This window comes from Paenibacillus sp. PsM32 (assembly GCF_030433815.1).
GTDB classification, from domain to species: domain Bacteria; phylum Bacillota; class Bacilli; order Paenibacillales; family Paenibacillaceae; genus Saccharibacillus; species Saccharibacillus kyungheensis.
The window spans coordinates 198,445-221,073 of sequence record NZ_JARUWY010000009.1 but is presented as its reverse complement, the minus strand read 5'-3'; the positions used below and the strand labels follow the sequence as shown (position 1 = coordinate 221,073).

The following is a 22,629-nucleotide window of genomic DNA, read 5'->3' as shown; positions in this document are numbered from 1 at the left end:
AATGAAAAAGTGGAATGATCAATCATCAGAGGACCTCGAAGTCAGTCATCGTAAGCAATTTTCGGTGCGTTTGAATATATTCTTTTTCTCTGTATTTGTTATTTTTAGTGTGCTTATTGTACGTTTGGCTATTTTACAATTCGTAGAAGGCCCAACATTGAAAGAAAAAGAAGCATATGTTGCAAACGATATCACACCGATTGTACCTACGCGGGGTAATATTTACGATGCGACAGGAACCAAAGTTGCTTATTCTCTTTCGATGCAATCGTTATATTTTACATTGAGCAAAGATTATCGTTTGGATAAAAACAAGCCAGAGTTGTACCAAATTATTGGTGATCTCAAGCGTGTATTTAATAAATACGGTGATCCTGATCGAAAAATGACAGCCGCTGAAATCGAAAAAGAAATGGATATTAAATATATAAAAAACTACGGTTTTACTCCGCGCCGAATCAAAAAAGATTTGAGTAATAGTGAGATCGCTTATTTTCTTGAACACAAAGATCAATTCCAAGGGATAGAAGTAAGGGAAGAAAGTGTACGTGAGTATAGTAAAGATCAGTTAGCTGTACAGACAGTGGGTTACCTAAAATCGTTCGATAGTGTAAATAATAGCGGAGCTAATGGACAATCTAAAGGGCTTAATCGTTATATCAATCGTGCTCGTTTAACAGACATTACTAAAAAATATATGAATAGTGAATTAGTAGGTGTAGATGGTCTTGAATATACGTATCAAGATGAACTTCGTGGAACAAACGGTGTGAAAAAAACACCAATCAATGCACTGAATCGTGTCAATGGACGGGCTACATTAACACCGCCGGTTAAAGGTAACAACCTTTGGATGACGATTGATCGTAATATTCAGTTAACTGCACAGCAAGCCATCACAGATCAATTGTCTTATTTACATTCGTACAGTAGCGGTAATGCTTATGCGCCTAATGCACAAACAGGATATGCAGTAGCGATAGAAGTTGAAACAGGCAATGTAGTTGCCATGGCAAGTATGCCAGATTATGATTCAAATATCTGGGGAAATTCACCTAGTCAGGCTCAAATTCAAGAGGTTCTGTCACGCTCTGCTAATGGTACGATTCGAGAAGTATATCGAGGCAAAGGAGCTTCATCGATGGTATTGATGGGTTCTGTAATTAAGCCATTAAGTGTATTAATTGGAATGGAAGAAGGACTATTTACACCTTATGCTGGTTACTCGGATCATGGATATGCAGAGTTTGGTAAAGCAGGTCATGAGACTCGGGTTCGAAATGCTTTAGGAGAGGTTCTTAATTATTTAACACCTACTGAGGCAATCAGAAAATCTTCTAATGCGTTTATGGTCGATATGGTTGGTAGACGTCTATACAATAAATATCAAGATAAATCAGTTAATGTCTGGGACAAATATATGAAAGAATTTGGACTAGGTGTGACTACAGGAAGCGGACTTCCTTACGAAAATGAAGGTCGTGGAGAGTATATGAATATTGAAGCTGCTGGTAGTACACAAGCAGCGATGGCCTATGCTTCTTTTGGACAGCAAGGACGTTATACTACACTTCAATTAGCACAATATGCCACAACCCTTGCGAATCGTGGTAAACGTCTCAAACCTCAATTTGTAAGTAAAATTACAGATGCTGAGGGTAATGTAGTGAAAAAAATTCAACCAGAAGTATTAAATACCGTAAACTTCCCGGATGAATACTGGAATACCGTTATTCAAGGAATGAAAAGTAAAGTTCCTGTATTTGAAAATTATCGTTATGATGTGGCTCGTAAAACAGGTACATCGCAGCAATCGATTTATGGCAAATTAGTCGATAACGGGGTATTTATTTCTTTTGCTCCTCGTAACAATCCGAAGCTGGCTATTGCGGTTATGATTCCAGAAGGTGGATTTGGTTCTCGAAGTGCAGCTCCAGTCGCTAAAAAAATCTTTGATGCGTATGATCAATACTATGGATTAGATGGAGTACCTAAAGGTAAAGCTGTTACAGAAGAAACGACAACAGAATAAAAATTAAAAAGTAAAAGCAAGGGGCAAAATAGCCTCTTGCTTTTTTTTGCGCTCTACTTTAAAATTTGCACAAGGGAAACATTATTTACTTATATAAAAATATAGTCATATAAGAAAAATAATTGCTTCAATGTAAGATTTGGCGTTTAGATTATTGGTAGATAGTCATTGAGTATTTTGAAATGATAGGAGGATCATATATGTCAGTTCATCGTTCCAAATCATCATGGGCGCAAGCGTATTTAATTCATAAGCGCCATCGCAAATCAGGATTATCCTCTCCGCTATATCAACGCATTTTATACGGAATAAGCATCGCTGTAATTGTATTGATTCTCAGTGGATGTACCACGATTCAGGGAGCTGTTGATGATTCACCTTCTTTTAAAGAAGGAGGAAAATTACGAATTACAGCAACAACAGGAATGATTGCTGATGCGGCTCGTGAAGTAGGTGGAGAACATGTGACTGTAACAGGATTAATGGGTCCTGGTGTTGATCCTCATATGTACAAAGCTTCGCAAGGAGATATTCGTAAATTAGATGATGCTGATCTGGTGTTGTATAACGGATTGCATTTAGAAGGTAGCATGACCAAGATTATGGAGAAAATGAGTAAGTCTCGTCATGTGGTTGCTGTAGCTGAAAATATCGATCCTACACAGCTACGATACAGTGAAGATGGAGCAACCGAATACGATCCACATATCTGGTTCGATGTAAGCCTGTGGATGAATGTCACACAGACGATAGAAGCCGCACTGATTGAAGCTGATCCTGCACATGAAGCGGATTACCGTCAGAATGCTACTCAATATTTAGCAGCATTGAATACTTTGCATCAAGAAGTACAGACCAAAATAGCCAGTATTCCAGAGTCTGGTCGAGTATTGATTACTGCTCATGATGCTTTCGGATATTACGGAGATGCTTACAATATCGAAGTAAAAGGATTACAAGGCATTAGTACAGCCGCAGAATACGGTTCTAAAGACGTAAGCGATCTACGTAATGAATTGGTAGAACGTGGGATCAAAGCGGTATTTGTAGAGTCTAGTGTGCCTTCTAGATCAATGGAAGCTATTATTGCAGGTGCTAGATCAATGGGGCATACCGTCCAAATTGGAGGAGAGTTATTCTCTGATGCGATGGGCGAGGCAGGTACAGAAGAAGGAACTTATATCGGAATGGTACGCCACAATACAGATACGATTGTAGAAGCGCTCAAATAATATAAATAATTAACACATTCAAACACTTTATTACACAAGGAGGTCTATGTATGACAAGTTCTGCTTTTACGAGTATTCGTGTAACAGACAATGATTCTCAATCGTTACCTCTTCAGGTCTCAGGGCTTACAGTAGCTTATCATAAAAAGCCGGTTGTAGAGGACGTATCATTTTCGTTAGCACCGGGACGGCTTATTGGTCTGATTGGTCCCAATGGAGCCGGCAAATCGACATTACTCAAAGCATCATTAGGATTAGTTCCTTCAATCGCAGGTGATGTCAAAGTATATGGCAAAACATATCAACAAAACCGTAAAAAAATCGGCTATGTGCCACAACGTGAATCGGTAGATTGGGATTTTCCTACAAATGCTTTGGATGTTGTATTGATGGGCACATATGGACGATTAGGTTGGTTTCGCCGTCCGGGCAAAACTGAACGCGAAACAGCAATGGAATGTCTGCGCAAAGTAGGAATGGCAGATTATGCACAACGACAGATCAGCCAATTGTCTGGTGGACAACAACAACGTATTTTTTTAGCTAGAGCTTTAGCGCAACAAGCTCAATTGTATTTGATGGACGAGCCGTTTGCCGGAGTCGATGCTACAACAGAGAAAGCGATTATCTCATTGCTAGAACAACTCAAAGCAGAAGGTAAAACAGTTCTTGTTGTCCACCATGATCTATCGACAGTAGAATCCTATTTTGATGATGTATTGTTACTGAATCGTACATTGATTGGTGCGGGTGCAGTGAAAGATATATTTAATGCTGACATGCTACAGCAGACATATGGTGGCAAAATGGCAGTGTTACAAGGTAAAGAAGGCGTTGTGCTTGCAGGTAAGTAACTGCATATTCAATCAAGTGCTGAATAAAGAATAGCTGACTTTACTAAAATGATGTAATTCATTTAAAAAATCAGATGAATAAAGAGAGTTTAACTAGAAGCATCGGGGGTGAAGAGGACGTATGTTCAACACGATAGGAGCTTTGATACTTGATCCGAATGTACGCTGGATTATTGTAGGTTGTATGTTGTTAGGGTTAAGTAGTGGAGTGATTGGTTCCTTTATGGTTTTACGCAAACAAAGCTTGATCGGAGATGCGTTGGCTCATGCGGCATTGCCCGGTATTTGTATTGCTTTTATGTTAAGCGGTGTGAAATCGACAGGTGGCTTTTTTATCGGTGCATTAGTTGCTGGTGTCGTTGCTACATTCGGTATTCGCTGGATCACACAATATTCACGTATCAAGCAAGATGCAGCAATGGGCATTATTTTATCTTTCTTTTTCGGAGTAGGAGTATTGTTACTAACTCATATTCAACATAGCGGAGATGGAGGACAAAGCGGACTAGACAAGTACTTATTCGGACAAGCAGCATCGATGATGCAAAGTGATGTGTATGTTCTTGCAGGAATCAGTATATTGATGATTGTGATCTGCATTGCGTTATTTAGACTATTTAAATTGATTAGTTTCGATCCTGGATTTGCACGAGGAATGGGATTGCCGGTCGCTTTTTTAGAACAATTATTATTGCTTTTGACTGTTATTATTGTAGTCGCAGGGATTCAAGCAGTCGGTGTAGTCTTGATGTCTGCCTTATTAATTACACCTGCGATTGCTGCACGCTTTTGGACAGATCGTCTGCATATTATGGTCATACTATCAGGTATATTCGGAGCTCTTAGTGGTCTGATCGGAACACTGTGGAGTGGCATGGTATCTCAATTGCCTACAGGTCCGGTGACTGTACTTGCTGCTACTGTATTTTTTGCGATCTCAGCATTAGGTGCTCCAAGGCGTGGCTGGTTAGCCAAGCTCTGGTCACGTAAGCAGACCAAAGACCAATGGCATCGTCAAGGAGGAATCAGCCATGAGTAGTGATTTTTGGATCATATTAACAGCTTGTCTGATGTCAGCGGCGTGTGGACTGCTAGGTTGTTTTCTTATTTTGCGTAAAATGGCATTGATCGGTGATGCAATTAGTCATGCAGTATTGCCCGGCATTGCGATCGCTTTTCTACTCAGTGGAACAAGAGATTCGTTAGCGATGATGATCGGTGCAACTGCTCTTGGATTGCTTGCTGTATTTCTGATTCAATGGTTGCAAAATTCAGGTATACAATCCGATGCGTCGATCGGTATTATTTTTACAGCGCTATTCGCGATCGGTGTTATTATTATCAGTCTGAATGCTCGCAACATTGATCTGGATCTCGATTGTGTATTGTTCGGCGAAATTGCTTATGTACAATGGGATACATGGACAGCCAACGGCATAGATATGGGACCACGTTCGGTCTGGATGTTAGGGTCAGCGTTGTTGATTATTTTATTGTTGCTTGCTTTATTCTATAAACAATTCAAAATTTCAGCATTTGATCCTGCGATGGCTGTTGCTTGTGGGATTCCAGTGATGTTATTCCATTATTTATTAATGGGGATGGTATCAATGACTTCTGTGGCTTCTTTTGAAAGTGTAGGAGCGATACTGGTTGTCGGTATGTTGATTATTCCTGCTTCTACCGCTTACTTGCTTACAGATCGTCTGGGCAGAATGTTGATGTATAGCGTACTTACAGGAGTCGTTAGCTCTATTATTGGTTATTATACAGCATATGTGCTGAATGCTTCGATTGCAGGAAGTATTGTTACGGTAGCAGGTATATTGTTCGGATTTGCGTTTGTATTTTCTCCTAAGCATGGCATATTGATTCGCCGCTTACGTCAACGACGTTCTAACGGAGTAGCTATCGCTGAATAAGAATTGCATAAGAACAATGTAGAACTATGCTTTCCAATAATTTTATGCATATAGAAAGTGAAGCAATATAATAGGTCTACACCTAAATGTAAACCATTTGCAAAACATCCTGTAATATTGCAGGGTGTTTTGATTATTTTTCACATGTAATTTACAAAAGCTTTTGTGACCGCTGTAATATCTATGTTAAAATGAGCCTGATATACCCTATGATAACTGACTGACTCCAGTAGATGGCATACACATCATCATAGAAATAGGAACGAAGAAAGGGACGGTATGACAAGATGACAACACGTAAATATAAGTTATTAGCTTTAGATATGGATGGAACATTATTGAATGATAATCACGAGATTACACTCGAAACGATTAAATGGATTAATAAAGCGATGGATGAAGGTATCCATGTGTGTCTATCTACAGGACGCGCAGCGCATAGTGCTATGCCGTATGCCGAGCAATTAGGCTTAGATACTCCAATGGTAACAGTAAACGGTAGTGAGGTCTGGAAAGCACCTCATGAGCTACACCGACGTACACTGGTCGATCCTGATTTGATTCGCCAAATGTATGAACTGGCTATTGAAAAAGATGTATGGTTCTGGGCTTATACCGTAAATGGACTGCACAATCGAGATAACTGGTTAGAACCAGGGACAGACCTTACAAGTATTGAATGGCTCAAATTCGGCTATAATACGGAAAACGATGAACTTCGTTACCAGATTCTGATGGCGTTACAAGATATGGGCGGACTTGAGATTTCCAACTCTTCTCCACATAACCTGGAGATCAATCCACTGGGTATTAACAAAGCAGCAGGTATTAATGAAGTATGCCAATTGCTGAATATTGATATGTCAGAAGTGGTTGCTGTAGGCGATAGCTTAAACGATCTAGCGGTTATTCAAGCGGTAGGTCTAGGCGTAGCGATGGGTAATGCACAAGAACCTGTAAAAGAATCAGCCGATCTAGTTGTAGGTTCTAACAATGATGATGGAATTGTCGAAGTCATTCGCGATTATATCCTTATCTAAAAAAATTGTGCAACGCTTTACGCTTTCTTCGAGTATATATGTATAGAAAGATTACTGGGAGGAGTGAAACCTACCGATGGAAATTCTCGGTTGGAGCTTAGTCATTATTTTATTTATCGTCGGTATTGCAGGTGCTATCTATCCTGTATTGCCGGGCGCATTAGCTATTTATTTTGGATTTTTCGTATACGGATGGTTTTTCTCATTCGCTGAATACAATGTATGGTTCTGGATTATTCAGACCTTGATTGTGATTGTGCTATTTGTCGCCGATTACGTCGTTGGTGCTTACGGAACCAAAAAGTTCGGCGGAACCAAGCTCACCGTTATTTTATCGACGATCGGCTTAATTGTAGGGCCATTTGTGATTCCTGCTTTTGGTCTGATCTTAGGGCCATTGATCGGTGCGATTCTGGGTGAGTTGATTTCAGGGAAAGATTTTCAACAATCGCTCAAAGCTGCCTGGGGAACGATGCTTGGATTGTTTACGAGTATGATTGTGAAAATTATTTTGCAATTGGCGATGATTGCGATCTTTTTCCTTTGGATTTTTGTATTTTAAAAAATAACCCGCATTGCTTAGATGACTATAGGTTGTCTATAATAGAGGTTGTTGAAAAAGCCCAAGACCGGAAGGCATTTCAGCCTTCCGGTTTTTTGGTATGGTTGAGATCGGGCGTGAGAAAAGGGGAACCGTTTTGTCTAAAACAGAGTCATTTGTTAGAGGAACCGTCATTTTAGCTGCTGCTGCTTTAATTGCACGTGTGCTAGGTTTGGTACAACGTGTACCGTTAGAGCATATGTTAGGCGTAACAGGGAATGCATCGTTTACTGTAGCGAACAATTTGTATTTGATGTTATTAGCCGTAGCAACAGCAGGTATTCCAAGTACACTGAGTAAAATGGTATCTGAACGTTATGCACTAGGTAGACCTGCAGAAGCACAACGCATTTACTTTGCAGCGTTGTTATTTGCAGGTGTGATTGGTGTAATTATGACCGTAGGTTTGTATATTTTTGCACCATTTTTTGCGGTGTATAGCTCTAAAGTGCCTGAAGCGATTTTAGCTATTCGAGCTATCGCTCCATCATTATTATTGTTTCCGATGATTGCGATGATGCGCGGTTATTTTCAGGGACGTAACTTGATGATTGCGGGTGGTATCTCTCAAATTGTTGAGCAAATCGCACGTGTATTTACAGCTATTTTGTTAGCTTATATTATTTTGCAGTTAGGATATGGTGGTGTAGAAGCTTCTGCCGGTGCTTCTTTTGGTAGTGTGCTTGGTAGTATAGGTGCATTTGCAGTAATGATCTATTATGCTGTCAAAATGCGTAAACAAGATAAATTAGAAGGTATAGATGCTAAATCAGACAAAGATCATGCAGTCATTCCATTAACGCAAATTTATGGTGATATTTTTAAATTATCGATTCCTATCGTACTATCGTCATTGACGATTCCAGCCGTTTATTTTATCGATAGTATATTGGTCAAACCTTTATTGATTGGACAATTAGGAGATGCGATGGCTACAAATGTGCTGGCGATTTTGGGAGCTAGAGCGCAAAGTGTAGCAGGTATTCCACCGATTTTAGCTATCGCACTCAGTCAATCGCTTATTCCTATTATTTCAGCAGCATTTGCTAGTCGCAAAATGGAACATTTGAAAAATCAAATTACATTAGCATTACGAATTTCTGTACTTACAGGTGTTCCAATTGTTTTGATTTTTAGTACAGCAGCGTATTCAGTCAATGGATTATTATTTAGTACGCAAGAGGGAGCAGGTATTATTGCTGCTTTGACACTGGGTACGATTTTCCAGATTACGATGATGACGACCAATTCTATGTTAATCGGGATCAACAAAGCAAATTTATCGATGGTACATGTCATGATCGGTATTGTGGTCAAATTAGTTGCTAGTTTTGCGTTAGCTCCGTTTATTGGAATCTACGGTATTATTGCCGGAACAGCTTTATGTTTTATCACTATTACATGGATGAATATTCGTTCATTGCGCCAAATCGTAACTTTCTCGGTATTAGGCAACCGTTGGGTCGGATTTATTGTGACTGTGGTGGTATTAGGTGGAATTGGTCTACTGCTGAACCAGGTCGGTATTCTATTAACGGCTTATATGAATGAACGGGTTGCATTTTTTATCGGTTGTTGTATGGTAGGAATAGCGATATTATTGGTATATCCCGTTATGCTTGTTCTGCTAAGAGTGGTTCGAGCGAATGAACTGGATTCTTATCCAAAAGTATTGCGTAAAGTTTTCCGTCCATTGATGCGTCTACAAAAGAATTAGGAGGAATAGTATAATGCAATTGATTAATAGTAAAGAAGATTTCACTACCGTTACTCACTCTTCGCAATTAACTGTCGCTGTGTTCAAAGCAGATTGGTGTGGAGATTGCCGATATATTGATCCATTTATGCCTGAAGTAGAAAGTCAGTATGCAGATCGTCTAACGCTTGTAGAGGTAGATGTAGAAGCAACAGGCGATGTGAGTCAAGAACAGAACATCCTGGGTATCCCTAGCTTTGTAGCTTATGCGAACGGCAAAGAATTAGTACGTTTCGTCAACAAAGCACGCAAATCTCGCGAAGAAATTGAGCAGTTTTTGGATCGCGCTGTTGCAGTCTATGAGACATTAGCTACATCAACAGCGGAATAAAAAGAATCTATAAATAAATGCTTACTAACCACCTTTTTTATAAAGGGTGGTTTTTTACTGTGTAAAATATCATTTGTTTGTCGACACGGTTCTGCCATAATACAAGGATTGATCATTTTTTGTCACAATCCAGTGGTTCCGTCTATTTTGCAATCAGGTATACTAAAGTAGAACATAAACATTGTGTAACTATCATATAAAATAGCGGGTGATTCTCTAAATGGCAAGAAAGTTCAGAATAACAACTACACATCTAAAATGGTTGAGCTTTGTCACCTGTGTTGTTATGTTTTTAGCAACAATGGGAGGACTTGTAGTAACCAAATCAGGTTCAGGACTTGGTTGCGGAAATGAATGGCCGTTATGTCATGGCCAATTTGTACCTGCGTATACGATTTCTTCATTAATTGAGTATTCACATCGGGCAATTAGTGCTTTAGCAGGTTTAACAGCTTTATTCTCTTTTATTGGTTTCATTTTTTTCAACAGACACCGTGAACTTAAAGTATACGCATCTTTTACTCTATTATTTGTCGTAGTACAAGCAATAATGGGTGCATTAGCTGTTAAGTTTTCACAATCTGCTCCAATCATGGCATTACATTTCGGATTTGCAATGATTGCTTTTGCTAGTTCGTCGATGATGGCGCTTGGTGCAAGGCGGATGGATCAGCAAAAAGGTGATTTACCGATTCCAGATGAACCACCAGTGAGTAAAGGGATGCGTAATCTAACATGGTTCGCAACTATCTACACATACATGGTGGTGTATACAGGAGCCTTTGTCACACATACCGATTCTAGAGGTGGGTGTTCTGGCGTATTACTATGTAATGGTTCTATCTTACCTGAATTATCCGGCGGGGTAGCGGTAGCATTTTTCCATCGCGTAGCCGCTTATAGCCTGTTAATCGTTATTGCAGTGCTAGCGCATTATGCCTACCGTCGTCATCCGTATAATCCAGGTATTCGTAAGCTTGGAGTGACTGCGATCGTATTTATCATCATGCAGATTCTAAGTGGTATGTTGAATATTGTAACAATGAAAATACCTGAGTGGTATTTCTTCTCCAGTATGTTGCATACGTTGTTGATTCAGATTTTGTTCGGTGTGTTATGTTATATGAGTGTGCGTGTATGGCAATTAAGTCGTGGTACACGTGGCAAATTAGGGCAAAATGTATAACCGTATGATCTATTTAGATAGCAACAAAAAGTGAATACACATCCAATAGATTACATCAGATGAACAAATGATGAAAAATTTCTAATTTCCTTAGGAAATATTCATTTTTGCTTTGACAAAGAGTGTGAAGTTCACTATACTGAGAAAAGATTTTCATTTTCATTCGAATTTTTCATATTTTCTTATCGAGAGTGGTGGAGGGACTGGCCCGATGAAACCCGGCAACCGATTTTGGAATAGCTATTATGTAGTTTTCCAAAATGTCATGGTGCTAATTCCTTCAAAATGGCGTGTGCAATTGGTACATAGCGATTTTGGCAGATGAGAAGGAAGTATCTCTAATAATAGAGAACCCTTTTCTGCGAAAGGGTTCTTTTTTTGTATAAAGAAGAGAGAAGTGAATACCGACATATATGATAGCGAGAATATATCCGACTTATTCGATGGTTTATATATGATTAATGTAATATGAATGCAGGAATGAAGAAGTACAAGGAAGGAGCACCCATCTGTGATTGAATTAAAAAGTATTACTAAAACGTATGGTAAAGGGAAAAATCTAAGCCCTGCGTTAAGCGGTATAGATTTGAAAATAGAAAAAGGCGAGATTTTCGGCGTTATCGGTCACTCCGGTGCAGGTAAAAGTACATTGATTCGATGTATTAATTTACTAGAACGTCCAACCTCTGGTGAAGTATGGATCGATGGTGTGGAAATGACCAAGCTGAACAAAGCGCGCTTACAAGCAAGACGACGCAAAATAGGTATGATTTTTCAACATTTCAATCTATTATCTTCAGCGACAGTGTATGAGAATATCGCTTTTCCTTTGCGCTTAGTCAAAACACCGGAACGCAACATTAAAGAAAAAGTGAAAGAATTGCTTGCTCTAGTTGGACTGGAACAACATGCCAATAAATATCCTGCTCAATTATCAGGTGGACAAAAACAGCGTGTCGGCATTGCTCGCTCGTTAGCTAGTGATCCTGATGTATTGCTTTGTGATGAAGCGACATCTGCGCTTGATCCTCAGACTACAAATTCGATTTTAAAATTGCTGGTCGATATCAATGAGCGCTTTAACTTAACAATCATCTTAATCACTCATGAAATGCATGTCATTCAGAGCATTTGTGATAAAGTAGCTGTTATTCATCGGGGCGGTATTGTAGAACAAGGCCCTGTAACAAATGTTTTTTTGAAGCCACAGCATGAAGTGACACGTGATTTTATTTTAAATGAGTCTAATAATGCTGAATTACTAATTACTTCATGGACAGCACCAAATGTTCCTAATTCATTGACTGTCAAAGTGTCTTTCTTAGGAGATAAAACGTATGAATCGATCCTTTCGCAAACGGTACGTCAAACTGGAGTCGATTTTGCTATTTTGCAAGGAACGATTTCAACGTTAAAAAATGTACCGTATGGACAGTTGATTGTTCGCTTTGAAGGAACAGAAGGAGACATTAAGCGCACACTCGATGGATTGACCGCTGAAGGTCTCGATGTGGAGGTGATCAACTGATGGGTGAATTGGATTTCTCACAAATTGATTGGAATGAATTCGGTACAGCGACCTTAGATACACTCAAAATGGTAGGCGCTTCTGGATTATTTACATTAATTCTAGGATTGCCATTAGGCATTTTGTTATTTATTACAGGGCGTTCTACTGTAGCATGGGTGCGTTATTTCTATGCAGTGATTGCGTTTATCGTTAATATTTTGCGTTCGGTTCCATTTATTATACTGATTGTAGCGATCTTACCATTAACGCAAATTCTAGTAGGAACAACGATTGGTGTACTTGGAACGATCCCACCATTAGTTATTGCTGCCGCACCGTTTTTTGCTAGATTGGTCGAAACTGCACTTCGTGAAGTCGATCGTGGTGTGATTGAAGCAGCGAATGCGATGGGAGCTTCCTTGTGGCAGATTATAACGCGCGTACTTGTACGTGAAGCAATGCCAGGGCTATTAGCAGGCTTAACGGTTACTGTGGTTGCTTTAGTCTCTAATACAGCGATGGCAGGGATGATTGGTGCAGGAGGACTTGGAACACTTGCAATCAACTATGGTTATTATCGCTATGATACAGCGATCATGCTAGTGGCTGTAGTCATCATGGTTATTATTGTTCAAATTCTACAAATGCTTGGTGATCGTCTAGTGGTTCATTTTTCGAGAAGATAAACAGTAATACAAAAGAGATTGAGCATAGAGTAGTTATTCTGCTGAATATTTATACGATGATAGATAATCACAAATATTCAGCATTTGTATCATATACGTATACCAATCCAAAACCAATAAAGGGGTAGAAAAGATGAAAAAATGGACTTTGATTTTGCTAAGTATTATGTTGGTTGCTATCGTATCTGCTTGCGGTAACAAAGCAGCAGACAACACAGCAGCAACAGGAACAACAGAAGGCGGAGCAGAAACCGTAACATTGAAAGTAGGCGCAACAGCTGTACCTCACGCTGAAATCTTAAAACATATTCAACCTGCACTTGCTAAAGAAGGCGTAAATTTACAAGTTGTCGAATTTACAGATTATATTCAACCTAACGTTCAATTGAATGGCAAACAGTTAGATGCAAACTACTTCCAAACATTGCCTTACCTTGAAGAGCAAAACAAATCTCGTGGTATGACTTTAAAAGCTGTACAACCAGTACACATCGAGCCTTTCGGTGCATATTCTACAAAATATAAATCAATCGATGAATTGCCAGACGGTGCAAATATCGCAATCCCTAACGAAGTATCTAATGGAGCACGCGCTTTGATCTTGTTGGCTAACAATGGATTGATTGAATTGAAAGACAAAACAAACATCACTTCTTCTGTAAAAGATATTACAGCTAATCCTAAAAACTTTAAATTTACACCGATGGATGCGGCTTTTATCACTAGACAATTAGGTCAAGTCGATATGGGTATGATCAACATGAACTATGTATTAGAAGCTAAAATCGATCCTAAATCTGCATTGTTGACTGAAACAAGTAGCGCACCCTATGCTAACTATTTAGTTACTCGTGAAGACAACCAAAATGATGCAGCTATCGAAAAATTGAAAAAAGCTTTAACTTCTGATGATGTTAAAAAATTCATTGAAGATACGTACAATGGTGCTGTAATCCCAGCATTTTAATTAAAATGTACAAATAAAAATAAGGTTATAGCTAAAGTTATGATTTGTGATCAAATACAAATGATAACGGGCTATAACCTTATTTTTTTATCTAGTATTTCGCTGATCGATGGATTGATCGTTTTACCTTAATCATTTACAACACTTGCCTGTACTTTTAATTTTCCTGTAGATCCATCGGTAGTTACCGCAAAGATATTCCACAGCCCCCACGAAGCTTGTCTATATACATCATATAAAGGTAAATTCCATTGTTGTTGCTGACCAGGTGCTAAGCTAGATTTCATAAGATTTCTGGTATCATCAGGAAAGTTAATTTCGTAATCGATTGTTTGCTTGCCTGTATTTTTTAAGATCAATTGTATATCTGCATGATTTTGATATGTAAAAGGAATATTAGCTTGACCTCCAGAGAGTATAAATGTCTGTTGTGGTAACCCTTTGACTTTTGAAGTAAAACGGGTCTGTTGATAGGTTACCAGCTTGTCTATCTGTGTGTGCGTTAGAGTAGAACGATTCACAGAATGGTGTAACACATGATGGCTAGTTGCGGTATCTGCAAATACAGAACTAGAAGTAGCTAACGGTATAGATAAAACTACAGGTACATATAATAACTTTTTGAGGCTTTTCATTATTAAAGTTTCCTTTCTGTTTAGCTAGACGATGTAATGATTATAATGTGTTATGTAACCTCCTTTTTTGATATACACCGATGTTATTTAGCTTTATGATGCTATTAAAATAGGAGGATAAATGATCAAACATTATATAAAATATGAAAACTATATATTTATTGATGAACCAATGGAGTAAAATTCGCCTGAGTTACAGCTACAAGATCCTGCGGAGCAAGCTCTACTTGCATCCCAATTTTGCCTGCGCTGACAATCATCGTTTCCAGAAGCATCGCTTCTTCATCAATAAAAGTAGGATATAATTTCTTCATTCCGATAGGAGAACAGCCCCCTCGAATATAACCTGTCCATTTCTGCAATTCATTCACAGGTAGCATATCCAATTTTTTTTCACCTGCTGCTTTAGCTGCTTTTTTTAGATCTAATTCTGCTCCTACTGGAATCACAAAAATAAACAAGTTATGTTTGTTTTGCGTGACCAATGTTTTAAATACCATTTCAGGTGGTTTATTAATTTTGGCGGCAACCGCATTACCATGAATTTTGCCGTCTTTATTGTCGTATTCAATAATCTCGTATGCAATATTTTCTTTGTCTAAAATACGCATTGCATTTGTTTTGCTAGTACTCATTGAATGTACCTCCTTATCCAAAAAAAGCGTAATACATCTATTATAAACTATCTTTTCGTCATTCGTAGTCCTATATACGGTGTTGTTTGGTGATCCTTTTGACATCTATAGGTTAAGGTCTGTACACTAGATAAGAATAAGTATCATCCAAAAGCTACAATACAAACGTATTATATGATAGAAGCGCAATATAGTAGAAGATATGCGATAGCATTGTCTAGAGGAGGAACTTTTTTGGATCGGAAAATTGCCCTGATTACAGGCAGTGCCAAAGGATTAGGAAAAATGACGGCGCTTACGCTAGCGAGTCAAGGCTGTGATATTGCTTTAAATTATATGAATAGTCATGAAGAGGCTGTGCATCTACAATCTCGCATTGAAAATATGGGCGTACGCTGTATCGCTGTGCAAGCAGATATCTCTATCGAGGAAGACATAGACCGGCTTGTAGACGAAGTAGAACAACAATTAGGCGGTATTGATATTCTTGTCAATAATGCAGGCCCTTTTATCCGGGAACGCCGTTTATTCGCTGATTATGAGCGGACAGAGATTATGTCGTTGATGCAAGGAAATCTTATTGGAGCGATGTTATTAGATCATCGTGTATTACCTCATATGCGTCAGCAGAAATGGGGACGGATTATTCATTTTGGGTTTGGACATGCTGCTGAATCCAGATCATGGCCTCAGCGTGCTGTCTACGCCGCCGCCAAAGTAGGATTGGTTTCTTTTACCAAAACGTTAGCTGTAGAAGAAGCAGAAAATGCGATTACGATTAATATGATCTGTCCCGGAGATATTCGTGGAGATAACAAAGAAAAGCGGATCGCCGATGTACTTCATCTAAGCGATGATGAAACACCAAGAGGTCGTCCTGGAAGTGGAGAAGATATTGCACGTGTGATCTCGTATCTATGTCATTCGGATTCTGATTTCATTACAGGCAATATTATGGATATTTCCGGTGGACTTGATCCGATTCGCCCTTATATCAAAGGGTAAACAGTTGCAATATTAGCTAAAAAACAACCAAAAAAGCGTCCTGTTCCCCGAAGGAAACAAGACGCTTTTTGTTATGCCACGAAGGCAATCTATGATTACCTCTGTATAGAAAAGTCTGAATTAGAATACTTGGACAACCTCTTCCACACCTTCAACTTCTTCGAAAAGGGCGCGTTCGATACCCGCTTTAAGCGTGATTGTTGAACTTGGGCAACTACCACAAGCTCCCATCAACTTAAGCTTAACGATACCATCCTCAACGTCTACCAATTCAACGTCGCCGCCATCGCGTTGCAAGAATGGACGCAATTTGTCCAGAACTTCCAATACTTCATCGTACATTTCTACTTGTACACTTTCACTCATATTGTTCAACTCCTTTCGTAACTATATTATAGTATAAATACACCAAAATTTCAGCATTTACGCAATGATTTTTATACTCATTTCAAATTTCTTTATGAAAATGACAATATAAGCGTATATTTAGACACATTTTATAGTATGATGTTCAAGGTAACAACGATTGGAGGAATACAACCATGAGACCGATTATTGAGTTTTGCCAGAGCAATATGCATACAGGTACAGATCAGGTAATGAGGAAATTAGAAGCAGAACCTGACTATGATATTATAGAATACGGCTGTTTAGGTAACTGTGGCCAATGTTATGCCATGCCATATGCTCTAGTAAACGGAGAAATTGTCGCATCAGAAGATGCTGACACATTATATACATTAATTTTGGAAAAGATTAATGAAGCTGATGCTTGGGCTGATCTCGATTTAGATTGAGATCAGCTTTTTTCTATGCAATCAGCAACAACACAATGCTAAATATCACTATACAGTCGGGATGAAGTAAAAAGTCATCCTAGCCGAAATGATGTTTGGACATCCAGAGCACGCCACTTTTTAGAAGGCGAGGCACTTTACCGGTAACAGAACTTTTGCCACCGAATCCAAATCCTGTACCGAATCCGGATTTTTTACCTAGAGCACCCAGTGTACCTTTTAATTTCAATGGATGTACTTTTGGTTGTTCACCTTTCCAACCTGCGACGATTACATTAGCAATCTGTTCTGCTTGAGCTTCAGCTGCCTGTGCACTAGCTGCGAAAGGAAGAGAAGCACAATCTCCGCATACGAATACTTCAGGACGACCTGGAATCCGGTAAAATTCATCCAAAATTACACGTCCAGAGTTATCTTGGTTGACATTCAATTCATCGATCAATGGAACAGGACGAATACCTGCTGTCCAGACTGTTACATCCGCAGTAATACGCTCGGATTCACCGTTGTAGACACAAGTCCCTTCAACACGACTAATATTGATATGATTGCGAACTTCTACATTATGCTCGCGGAACCATTCTTCTACGTATTTAGATAGACGTGGAGGAGAGGAAGACAATAGACGCTCACCACGATCCAGAATACGCACATTTAGATCTTCACGACTTTCGCGAATCTCTGCTGCAATTTCTATTCCGCTTAATCCTCCACCTACGATATTCACAGTAGCTTGAGGTGGTAAATTATTAATTTTTAAGTACGTATCACGAGTAGCTGTGAACGATTGAATCGTACTGGTATATTCAGCAGCACCAGGGACACCGTGGAAATTATCGGTACAACCTAAAGCGATCACCATTTGATCATAAGTCAGCGGTTCGCCATCTTCAAATGAAATAACTTTATCTTCTAAATTAATCCCTGTTACATCACCATAACGAGTAGTGATTTTGGCATGTGTTGGGAATTTTACTCGTAATTCAAGATCAGAAGCAGTACCTGCTGCTAAAGCATAATATTCTGTTTTAAGACCCTGGAAAGGCATACGGTCTACTAAAATAATTTGTGTATCTGCTGGAATCTTGTGATCTAATAATTCGTGGGCTAGTGTAACTCCACCGTAACCTGCACCGAGTATAACTAAACTTTTCATGATATCTTCTCCTTCTGGTAGATAATAAATAGATGAGAATCGTACATGATCCCCGTAGTCATAATGATTTCAAAAATCATAAACATAGAGGCAAGTCATCCGGCGCAGAGAAGGCAAAGCGGTGAGCCGGGTGATGCCTTTTTTGCCCTAAAAGCCACATATTGCCAGCTTCAAGGCGTATAAACGGGCTTTACTTCTAAGATACAGCGATAGGATATATAGAAAGTATCCACTGTATGATTAAGTAAAGCCCGGGGTATGATGAAATGTTGAATAGACGTAAAGACTATTCGTATACTTGAATTTCGTTGTAGAAAGTATCACGTTCTACAGGAATGCGTCCTGCACCTTTGATAAGCCAGATCAGCTCTTTACGAGTTAGACCTTCTGGAGTCAAAGCACCTGCTGCATGACTGATACGTTCTTTGATAATAGTACCGTGAGCATCGGAAGCACCGAAAGTCAAAGCCATTTGTGTTAACTGAGTACCAATGTTGATGAAATATGCTTTGATATGATCGATATTGTCAAGCATCAGACGGCTGATTGCGATTGTTTTCAAATCTTCATAAGCCGAGTTACGACGCATAATACTTGCATTTTTACTCTTCGGTTGCATAGACAATGGAATAAAGACCAAGAATCCATTCGTTTCGTCTTGCAACTCACGAATTTGTACCATATGACGAATACGATCTTCATAGCTTTCAATTGAACCGTATAACATCGTTGTGTGTGTACGCATACCCATATTGTGAGCAGTACGATGCACTTCTAGATAACGATCAACATTTGCTTTGTCGACACGCATTTTTTTGCGATATTCGTCAGATAGAATCTCTGCGCCACCACCGGTTAACGATTGCAAACCTGCTTCACGTAATTTGGTGAGGACTTGTTCAATATTCAATCCACTAATACGTGTAAAGAAATCAATTTCAGCCGCAGTGTATGCTTTCAGTACTACATCTGGAAAAGCTTCTTTGAGCGCTTGAAGAGAATCAATATAATATTGGAAAGGTACATTGTTGTTATGACCTCCAACAATATGGAATTCACGAACGCCAGGATGGTAATGTTGTTGAACATAGTCAACCATTTCCTGACCACTTAGTGTATAAGAACCTTCTTCGCCTTCGTCTTTACGGAAGTTACAAAATGCGCAATGAGCTTCACATACATTGGTAAAATATAGACTCATATTTTCGATAAAATAAACCTTTTTACCATTTTTGCGTAAGTTCGCTTCATTTGCCATTTGTCCGATGGTTAGAATATCGTCACTCTCATATAGATATACCCCATCTTCAACAGATAAACGCTCACCAGTACGGACTTTGTGGAAAATTTCTGCCATACGAGTATCGGTTTGTGGTGTAATAATAGTAGACATGCTAGGTTCCTCCTGTTCTCCTTAAAACTTCTGTCTATCTTCTGTGATGTCCGAATCTTGTAAGACGCTCTTGTCATTGTCTTACACCAATAAGGAGTCAATGAATAATAGCAATTAAAAAAAGCACACCATATATGCTGTGAATCCTAACAATAAAAATGCCAAAATAACTTCATCTTTGAACGCATACTATATAATATACAACAAATTACATAACATAGTCACCTGATTTGAAGAATTAATGTGAAAAAAGTTACAACGGCACATAAGGTGTAACGATGTTTTGTTTTTGACAGAATTTCGACATTTCCTGTCATCCTTCACTTACCCATTATAAACCTCTCATGTAACGCGGGCAATACAATTACTTAAAAAATGAAAGATTATACGTAATGAATAAGCCTTGAGTGCAATGGAACAGAAGAGTATAATGAAAAAGAAAAGGAGGGGATATCATTGATTACAATTAGTGACGCAGCAGCTTCGCGCATGAAAGACATTATGGAAGATCAAGACATACCCGGTCTATTCGTACGCATCGGTGTGAACCCTGGCGGTTGCAGTGGATTCTCTTATGCCATGGGCTTTGATAGCGAAGAAACGGATAAAGATATATATATGACTATTCAAGATATGAAAGTCGTTGTGGATAAAGAAGATTTGAAATACTTGAACGGTTTGGAAGTCGATTTTGAAGAATCAGGCATGAGTGGTGGATTTACGATTCATAACCCCAATGCTGTAGCAACATGCGGTTGCGGATCAAGTTTCCGTACACGCGAAGAAGATGAAGTATTAGCTCAACCTTGTGAAGATTAAGTGAACACATGACATGAGTATAAGAAGACCTCGAAAGCGTACATTCACGTATTTCGGGGTCTTTTTTTTGTATACAAGATCAAGACATACCTGTAATTAGAATTGAAAATACAGCGAAATTGTACAAAGGAGGATACGATCATGGCGAAAATAGATGAACACGCATGGGCATTTATGGGCGGGGTGTATTTGGCAGCAGTAGGTATGTTTTTCTTAGCTTGGAAAGTGAGTGATCTTTTATTTTTTCAATAAAGGTTAGATTGAGCAGATTGTAAAATAGAATAGGTATGAAAAAGCGAATCCTAGAATGTATAGGTTCGCTTTTTTTGATTAAAAGTATTAATTTTTTGTAGTTATTATTCTTCAATATATTCAATCAAATCTGCTGGCGTTACCTCAAGACCTTTACACAAAGAATCTAAAGTAGGAAAGTCTATTCGTGTATTTGCATTCATAACAAGCGCTTTGACAGTATTACGACTAATCCCCGTTTTTTCTACAATATCTTTTTGAGTGAGATTTTGATCTTTCATGACTTTATCTAAAGAAAATCGTATCATTCGATAAACCTCCAAAATTTAATGTCATTATAATAAGTTTACTTGTTTACTAGTTGACTTATGTATTTGTTTACTACTTCATCATTATCCTAACAGACTGTATACATGTATTCAAACTATAAATATGTGTACCTATTTGCTATGCCTCAAAATTCATTTTAAAAATAACAAGTTTGAAGATTAAAAAATTTTATCTAACAAGGAGATAACTAATAATGCCAAATCAATTAGAAAAAGTATCTATCGTGCTAGGACCCTATGATGAAGAACCACAATTTGAAATGACTGAAGGTTATTTAATTGCTGAAAATCATGTGATTTTTTGGGAGCAAGCATGTTTGTGGGTAAGAAGAGCTTATCGAGAATTGCAAAATACACATTTGTATATTGATGATCAAGAATCTGTGGGATTGATGTTTGCCTTAGTCAAACAGGTAGAGCGGCCGAGTGAAGAACAACTAATCGCAATCATAGAACGATTGCAAACGATGAATAGTTTAGACTTTTTAGTTTATGAACTTTTACACCGAGAAACATTACATATTCAACAAGCTTAGTATGGTAGTTTACTTAAAAAGAGTATAAAAAAAGAAGAAAGCTTTAAAAATCTGCTTTCTTCTAATAATGAAATCTACATTGGATAATATACATATTGTGTTCATCTATTTTATAAATCAAACGATCAACTTCGTTAATTCGTCTGCTCCAAAAACCAGCAAAATCATACTTTAAAGGTTCTGGTTTTCCGAGTCCTTCATAACCATTTCTTTTGATATCTGCAATCAATATGTTGATTCGTTTTAAAGTTTTTTTATCTTCTGTTTGCCAGTGTACATAATCTTCCCAAGCTTTTTCAGTAAAAACAGTATTCATGGTTTAATCCTCTTCTATTTTTGTAATTACAGTCAAGCCTTCTTCTAATTGCTTTTTAGATTCTAATAAGCGTTGTCGATTATTTTCAGTACTTAATACATGCAGATTTTCCATTAAATTATTATATTGATCTTCGGACATTACAACTACATTTTTATCTTCTTTTCTTGTAATGATAATCGTTTCATAATCATCTGTAACTTTATCCAGATATTCTTTGAGACTATTTCTTGCTTGTGAATAACCTATAGCTAGCATAAGATTTTTACCTCCTGGCTGATCATTTAAACCTCTCAATTAATTGTACAGTATTTTGTACAATTTAACAATAAACAATAAACAATAAACAATAAACAATAAACAATAATCAAAGTAAATATATAAATTAGTAGGAATGAAAAATAATGAGTGCAAAAAAAGCGAACCCTAATCTTAATAGGCTTCGCTTTTTATATTTTAAATCTTAGATTTCCGTTTACGGTATTTCTGAATCATCAAGAAAATTCCACCTGCTATCATCACATAAATACTAACAAGCAATACGGTTCTGCCATAAGGATGTTCAGCGAGGATCATACTATTTCCAATGATATACAGAAACGTTCCAATAAGGGCAATACTTCCGTCTTTACTCCACAT

The 22,629-nt window shown here is 38.2% G+C and carries 26 protein-coding genes and 1 riboswitch; of the genes, 17 read left to right on the top strand and 9 right to left on the bottom strand.

Annotated elements, in window-relative coordinates:
* Position 1: 1 nt before the first annotated feature.
* From QCD85_RS17540 to QCD85_RS17480, 13 genes are all read left to right on the top strand, one after another.
* Complete coding sequence (locus QCD85_RS17540; protein ID WP_301263377.1) at positions 2–2,032, top strand: peptidoglycan D,D-transpeptidase FtsI family protein; 2,031 nt, start codon at positions 2–4, stop codon at positions 2,030–2,032.
* 200 nt (positions 2,033–2,232) lie between these two features.
* Positions 2,233–3,264, top strand: coding sequence for a metal ABC transporter solute-binding protein, Zn/Mn family (locus QCD85_RS17535; protein WP_301263376.1), 1,032 nt, complete (start codon positions 2,233–2,235; stop codon positions 3,262–3,264).
* Positions 3,265–3,314: 50 nt separating this feature from the next.
* On the top strand, positions 3,315–4,118 hold the full coding sequence (locus tag QCD85_RS17530) for a metal ABC transporter ATP-binding protein (RefSeq protein WP_301263375.1): 804 nt from the start codon (positions 3,315–3,317) through the stop codon (positions 4,116–4,118).
* Between the two features lie 121 nt (positions 4,119–4,239).
* A complete protein-coding gene (locus QCD85_RS17525) occupies positions 4,240–5,157 on the top strand; it encodes a metal ABC transporter permease (RefSeq protein ID WP_301263374.1) in 918 nt (305 codons plus the stop codon).
* On the top strand, positions 5,150–6,040 hold the full coding sequence (locus tag QCD85_RS17520) for a metal ABC transporter permease (RefSeq protein ID WP_301263373.1): 891 nt from the start codon (positions 5,150–5,152) through the stop codon (positions 6,038–6,040). The genes QCD85_RS17525 and QCD85_RS17520 overlap by 8 nt, the downstream gene beginning before the upstream one ends.
* 287 nt (positions 6,041–6,327) lie before the next feature.
* Entirely contained in the window at positions 6,328–7,080 is a 753-nt protein-coding gene (locus QCD85_RS17515) for a Cof-type HAD-IIB family hydrolase (RefSeq protein WP_301263372.1), read from the top strand.
* 76 nt (positions 7,081–7,156) lie between these two features.
* Entirely contained in the window at positions 7,157–7,642 is a 486-nt protein-coding gene (locus QCD85_RS17510; protein ID WP_273613515.1) for a DUF456 domain-containing protein, read from the top strand.
* 136 nt (positions 7,643–7,778) lie between these two features.
* The gene (locus QCD85_RS17505; protein ID WP_274171926.1) at positions 7,779–9,398 is read left to right on the top strand and encodes a putative polysaccharide biosynthesis protein; all 1,620 of its coding nucleotides are present in this window, start codon (positions 7,779–7,781) and stop codon (positions 9,396–9,398) included.
* Positions 9,399–9,411: 13 nt separating this feature from the next.
* Positions 9,412–9,768: a thioredoxin family protein gene (locus QCD85_RS17500; RefSeq protein ID WP_273613513.1), complete on the top strand. Its 357-nt coding sequence runs from the start codon at positions 9,412–9,414 to the stop codon at positions 9,766–9,768.
* Between the two features lie 220 nt (positions 9,769–9,988).
* Complete coding sequence (locus QCD85_RS17495; protein ID WP_301263371.1) at positions 9,989–10,954, top strand: COX15/CtaA family protein; 966 nt, start codon at positions 9,989–9,991, stop codon at positions 10,952–10,954.
* 179 nt (positions 10,955–11,133) lie between these two features.
* A riboswitch (SAM riboswitch) is annotated at positions 11,134–11,282 on the top strand.
* Between the two features lie 183 nt (positions 11,283–11,465).
* Entirely contained in the window at positions 11,466–12,482 is a 1,017-nt protein-coding gene (locus QCD85_RS17490) for a methionine ABC transporter ATP-binding protein (protein ID WP_301263370.1), read from the top strand.
* Positions 12,482–13,150, top strand: a complete 669-nt coding sequence (locus tag QCD85_RS17485; protein WP_204826828.1) for a methionine ABC transporter permease — start codon at positions 12,482–12,484, stop codon at positions 13,148–13,150. The genes QCD85_RS17490 and QCD85_RS17485 overlap by 1 nt, the downstream gene beginning before the upstream one ends.
* A gap of 133 nt (positions 13,151–13,283) precedes the next feature.
* Entirely contained in the window at positions 13,284–14,117 is an 834-nt protein-coding gene (locus QCD85_RS17480; protein WP_273613509.1) for a MetQ/NlpA family ABC transporter substrate-binding protein, read from the top strand.
* 128 nt (positions 14,118–14,245) lie between these two features.
* Here the strand turns inward: QCD85_RS17480 and QCD85_RS17475 are convergent, their stop codons facing one another.
* The gene (locus tag QCD85_RS17475) at positions 14,246–14,752 is read right to left on the bottom strand and encodes a hypothetical protein (RefSeq protein WP_301263369.1); all 507 of its coding nucleotides are present in this window, start codon (positions 14,750–14,752) and stop codon (positions 14,246–14,248) included.
* Between the two features lie 158 nt (positions 14,753–14,910).
* Positions 14,911–15,387 (bottom strand): Cys-tRNA(Pro) deacylase, encoded by a 477-nt coding sequence (gene ybaK / locus QCD85_RS17470; RefSeq protein WP_301263368.1) that lies wholly within the window; start codon positions 15,385–15,387, stop codon positions 14,911–14,913.
* Between the two features lie 234 nt (positions 15,388–15,621).
* On the opposite strand from ybaK, the gene QCD85_RS17465 reads away from it, so the two are divergent.
* Entirely contained in the window at positions 15,622–16,392 is a 771-nt protein-coding gene (locus QCD85_RS17465) for an SDR family oxidoreductase (protein WP_273613506.1), read from the top strand.
* 120 nt (positions 16,393–16,512) lie between these two features.
* Here the strand turns inward: QCD85_RS17465 and QCD85_RS17460 are convergent, their stop codons facing one another.
* Complete coding sequence (locus tag QCD85_RS17460) at positions 16,513–16,758, bottom strand: NifU family protein (protein ID WP_273613505.1); 246 nt, start codon at positions 16,756–16,758, stop codon at positions 16,513–16,515.
* Between the two features lie 176 nt (positions 16,759–16,934).
* On the opposite strand from QCD85_RS17460, the gene QCD85_RS17455 reads away from it, so the two are divergent.
* Complete coding sequence (locus QCD85_RS17455) at positions 16,935–17,189, top strand: YuzB family protein (protein WP_274171930.1); 255 nt, start codon at positions 16,935–16,937, stop codon at positions 17,187–17,189.
* Between the two features lie 79 nt (positions 17,190–17,268).
* Here the strand turns inward: QCD85_RS17455 and QCD85_RS17450 are convergent, their stop codons facing one another.
* Both QCD85_RS17450 and mqnE read right to left on the bottom strand, forming a co-directional pair.
* The gene (locus tag QCD85_RS17450; protein ID WP_273613503.1) at positions 17,269–18,345 is read right to left on the bottom strand and encodes an NAD(P)/FAD-dependent oxidoreductase; all 1,077 of its coding nucleotides are present in this window, start codon (positions 18,343–18,345) and stop codon (positions 17,269–17,271) included.
* Positions 18,346–18,631: 286 nt separating this feature from the next.
* Positions 18,632–19,738 carry an aminofutalosine synthase MqnE gene (mqnE, locus tag QCD85_RS17445; protein WP_301263367.1) on the bottom strand — a complete coding sequence of 369 codons (1,107 nt, stop codon included), beginning with the start codon at positions 19,736–19,738 and terminating at the stop codon, positions 18,632–18,634.
* A 456-nt stretch (positions 19,739–20,194) separates the two neighbouring features.
* Here mqnE and QCD85_RS17440 point away from each other — a divergent pair, with 456 nt between their 5' ends.
* Positions 20,195–20,557 (top strand): HesB/IscA family protein, encoded by a 363-nt coding sequence (locus QCD85_RS17440; RefSeq protein ID WP_301263366.1) that lies wholly within the window; start codon positions 20,195–20,197, stop codon positions 20,555–20,557.
* A 356-nt stretch (positions 20,558–20,913) separates the two neighbouring features.
* On the opposite strand, the gene QCD85_RS17435 is transcribed toward QCD85_RS17440, so the two are convergent.
* Positions 20,914–21,117 carry a helix-turn-helix domain-containing protein gene (locus QCD85_RS17435; RefSeq protein ID WP_301263365.1) on the bottom strand — a complete coding sequence of 68 codons (204 nt, stop codon included), beginning with the start codon at positions 21,115–21,117 and terminating at the stop codon, positions 20,914–20,916.
* A gap of 215 nt (positions 21,118–21,332) precedes the next feature.
* Between QCD85_RS17435 and QCD85_RS17430 the strand changes: the two genes are divergently transcribed.
* Positions 21,333–21,674, top strand: coding sequence for a hypothetical protein (locus QCD85_RS17430; RefSeq protein WP_301263364.1), 342 nt, complete (start codon positions 21,333–21,335; stop codon positions 21,672–21,674).
* Positions 21,675–21,735: 61 nt separating this feature from the next.
* Here QCD85_RS17430 and QCD85_RS17425 read toward each other — a convergent pair whose 3' ends face one another.
* The 3 genes from QCD85_RS17425 to QCD85_RS17415 form a co-directional block, all read right to left on the bottom strand.
* The gene (locus QCD85_RS17425) at positions 21,736–21,990 is read right to left on the bottom strand and encodes a Txe/YoeB family addiction module toxin (RefSeq protein WP_301263363.1); all 255 of its coding nucleotides are present in this window, start codon (positions 21,988–21,990) and stop codon (positions 21,736–21,738) included.
* Positions 21,991–21,993: 3 nt separating this feature from the next.
* Positions 21,994–22,248 carry a type II toxin-antitoxin system Phd/YefM family antitoxin gene (locus QCD85_RS17420; protein ID WP_301263362.1) on the bottom strand — a complete coding sequence of 85 codons (255 nt, stop codon included), beginning with the start codon at positions 22,246–22,248 and terminating at the stop codon, positions 21,994–21,996.
* Positions 22,249–22,446: 198 nt separating this feature from the next.
* Positions 22,447–22,629, bottom strand: coding sequence for a hypothetical protein (locus QCD85_RS17415; RefSeq protein WP_301263361.1), 183 nt, complete (start codon positions 22,627–22,629; stop codon positions 22,447–22,449).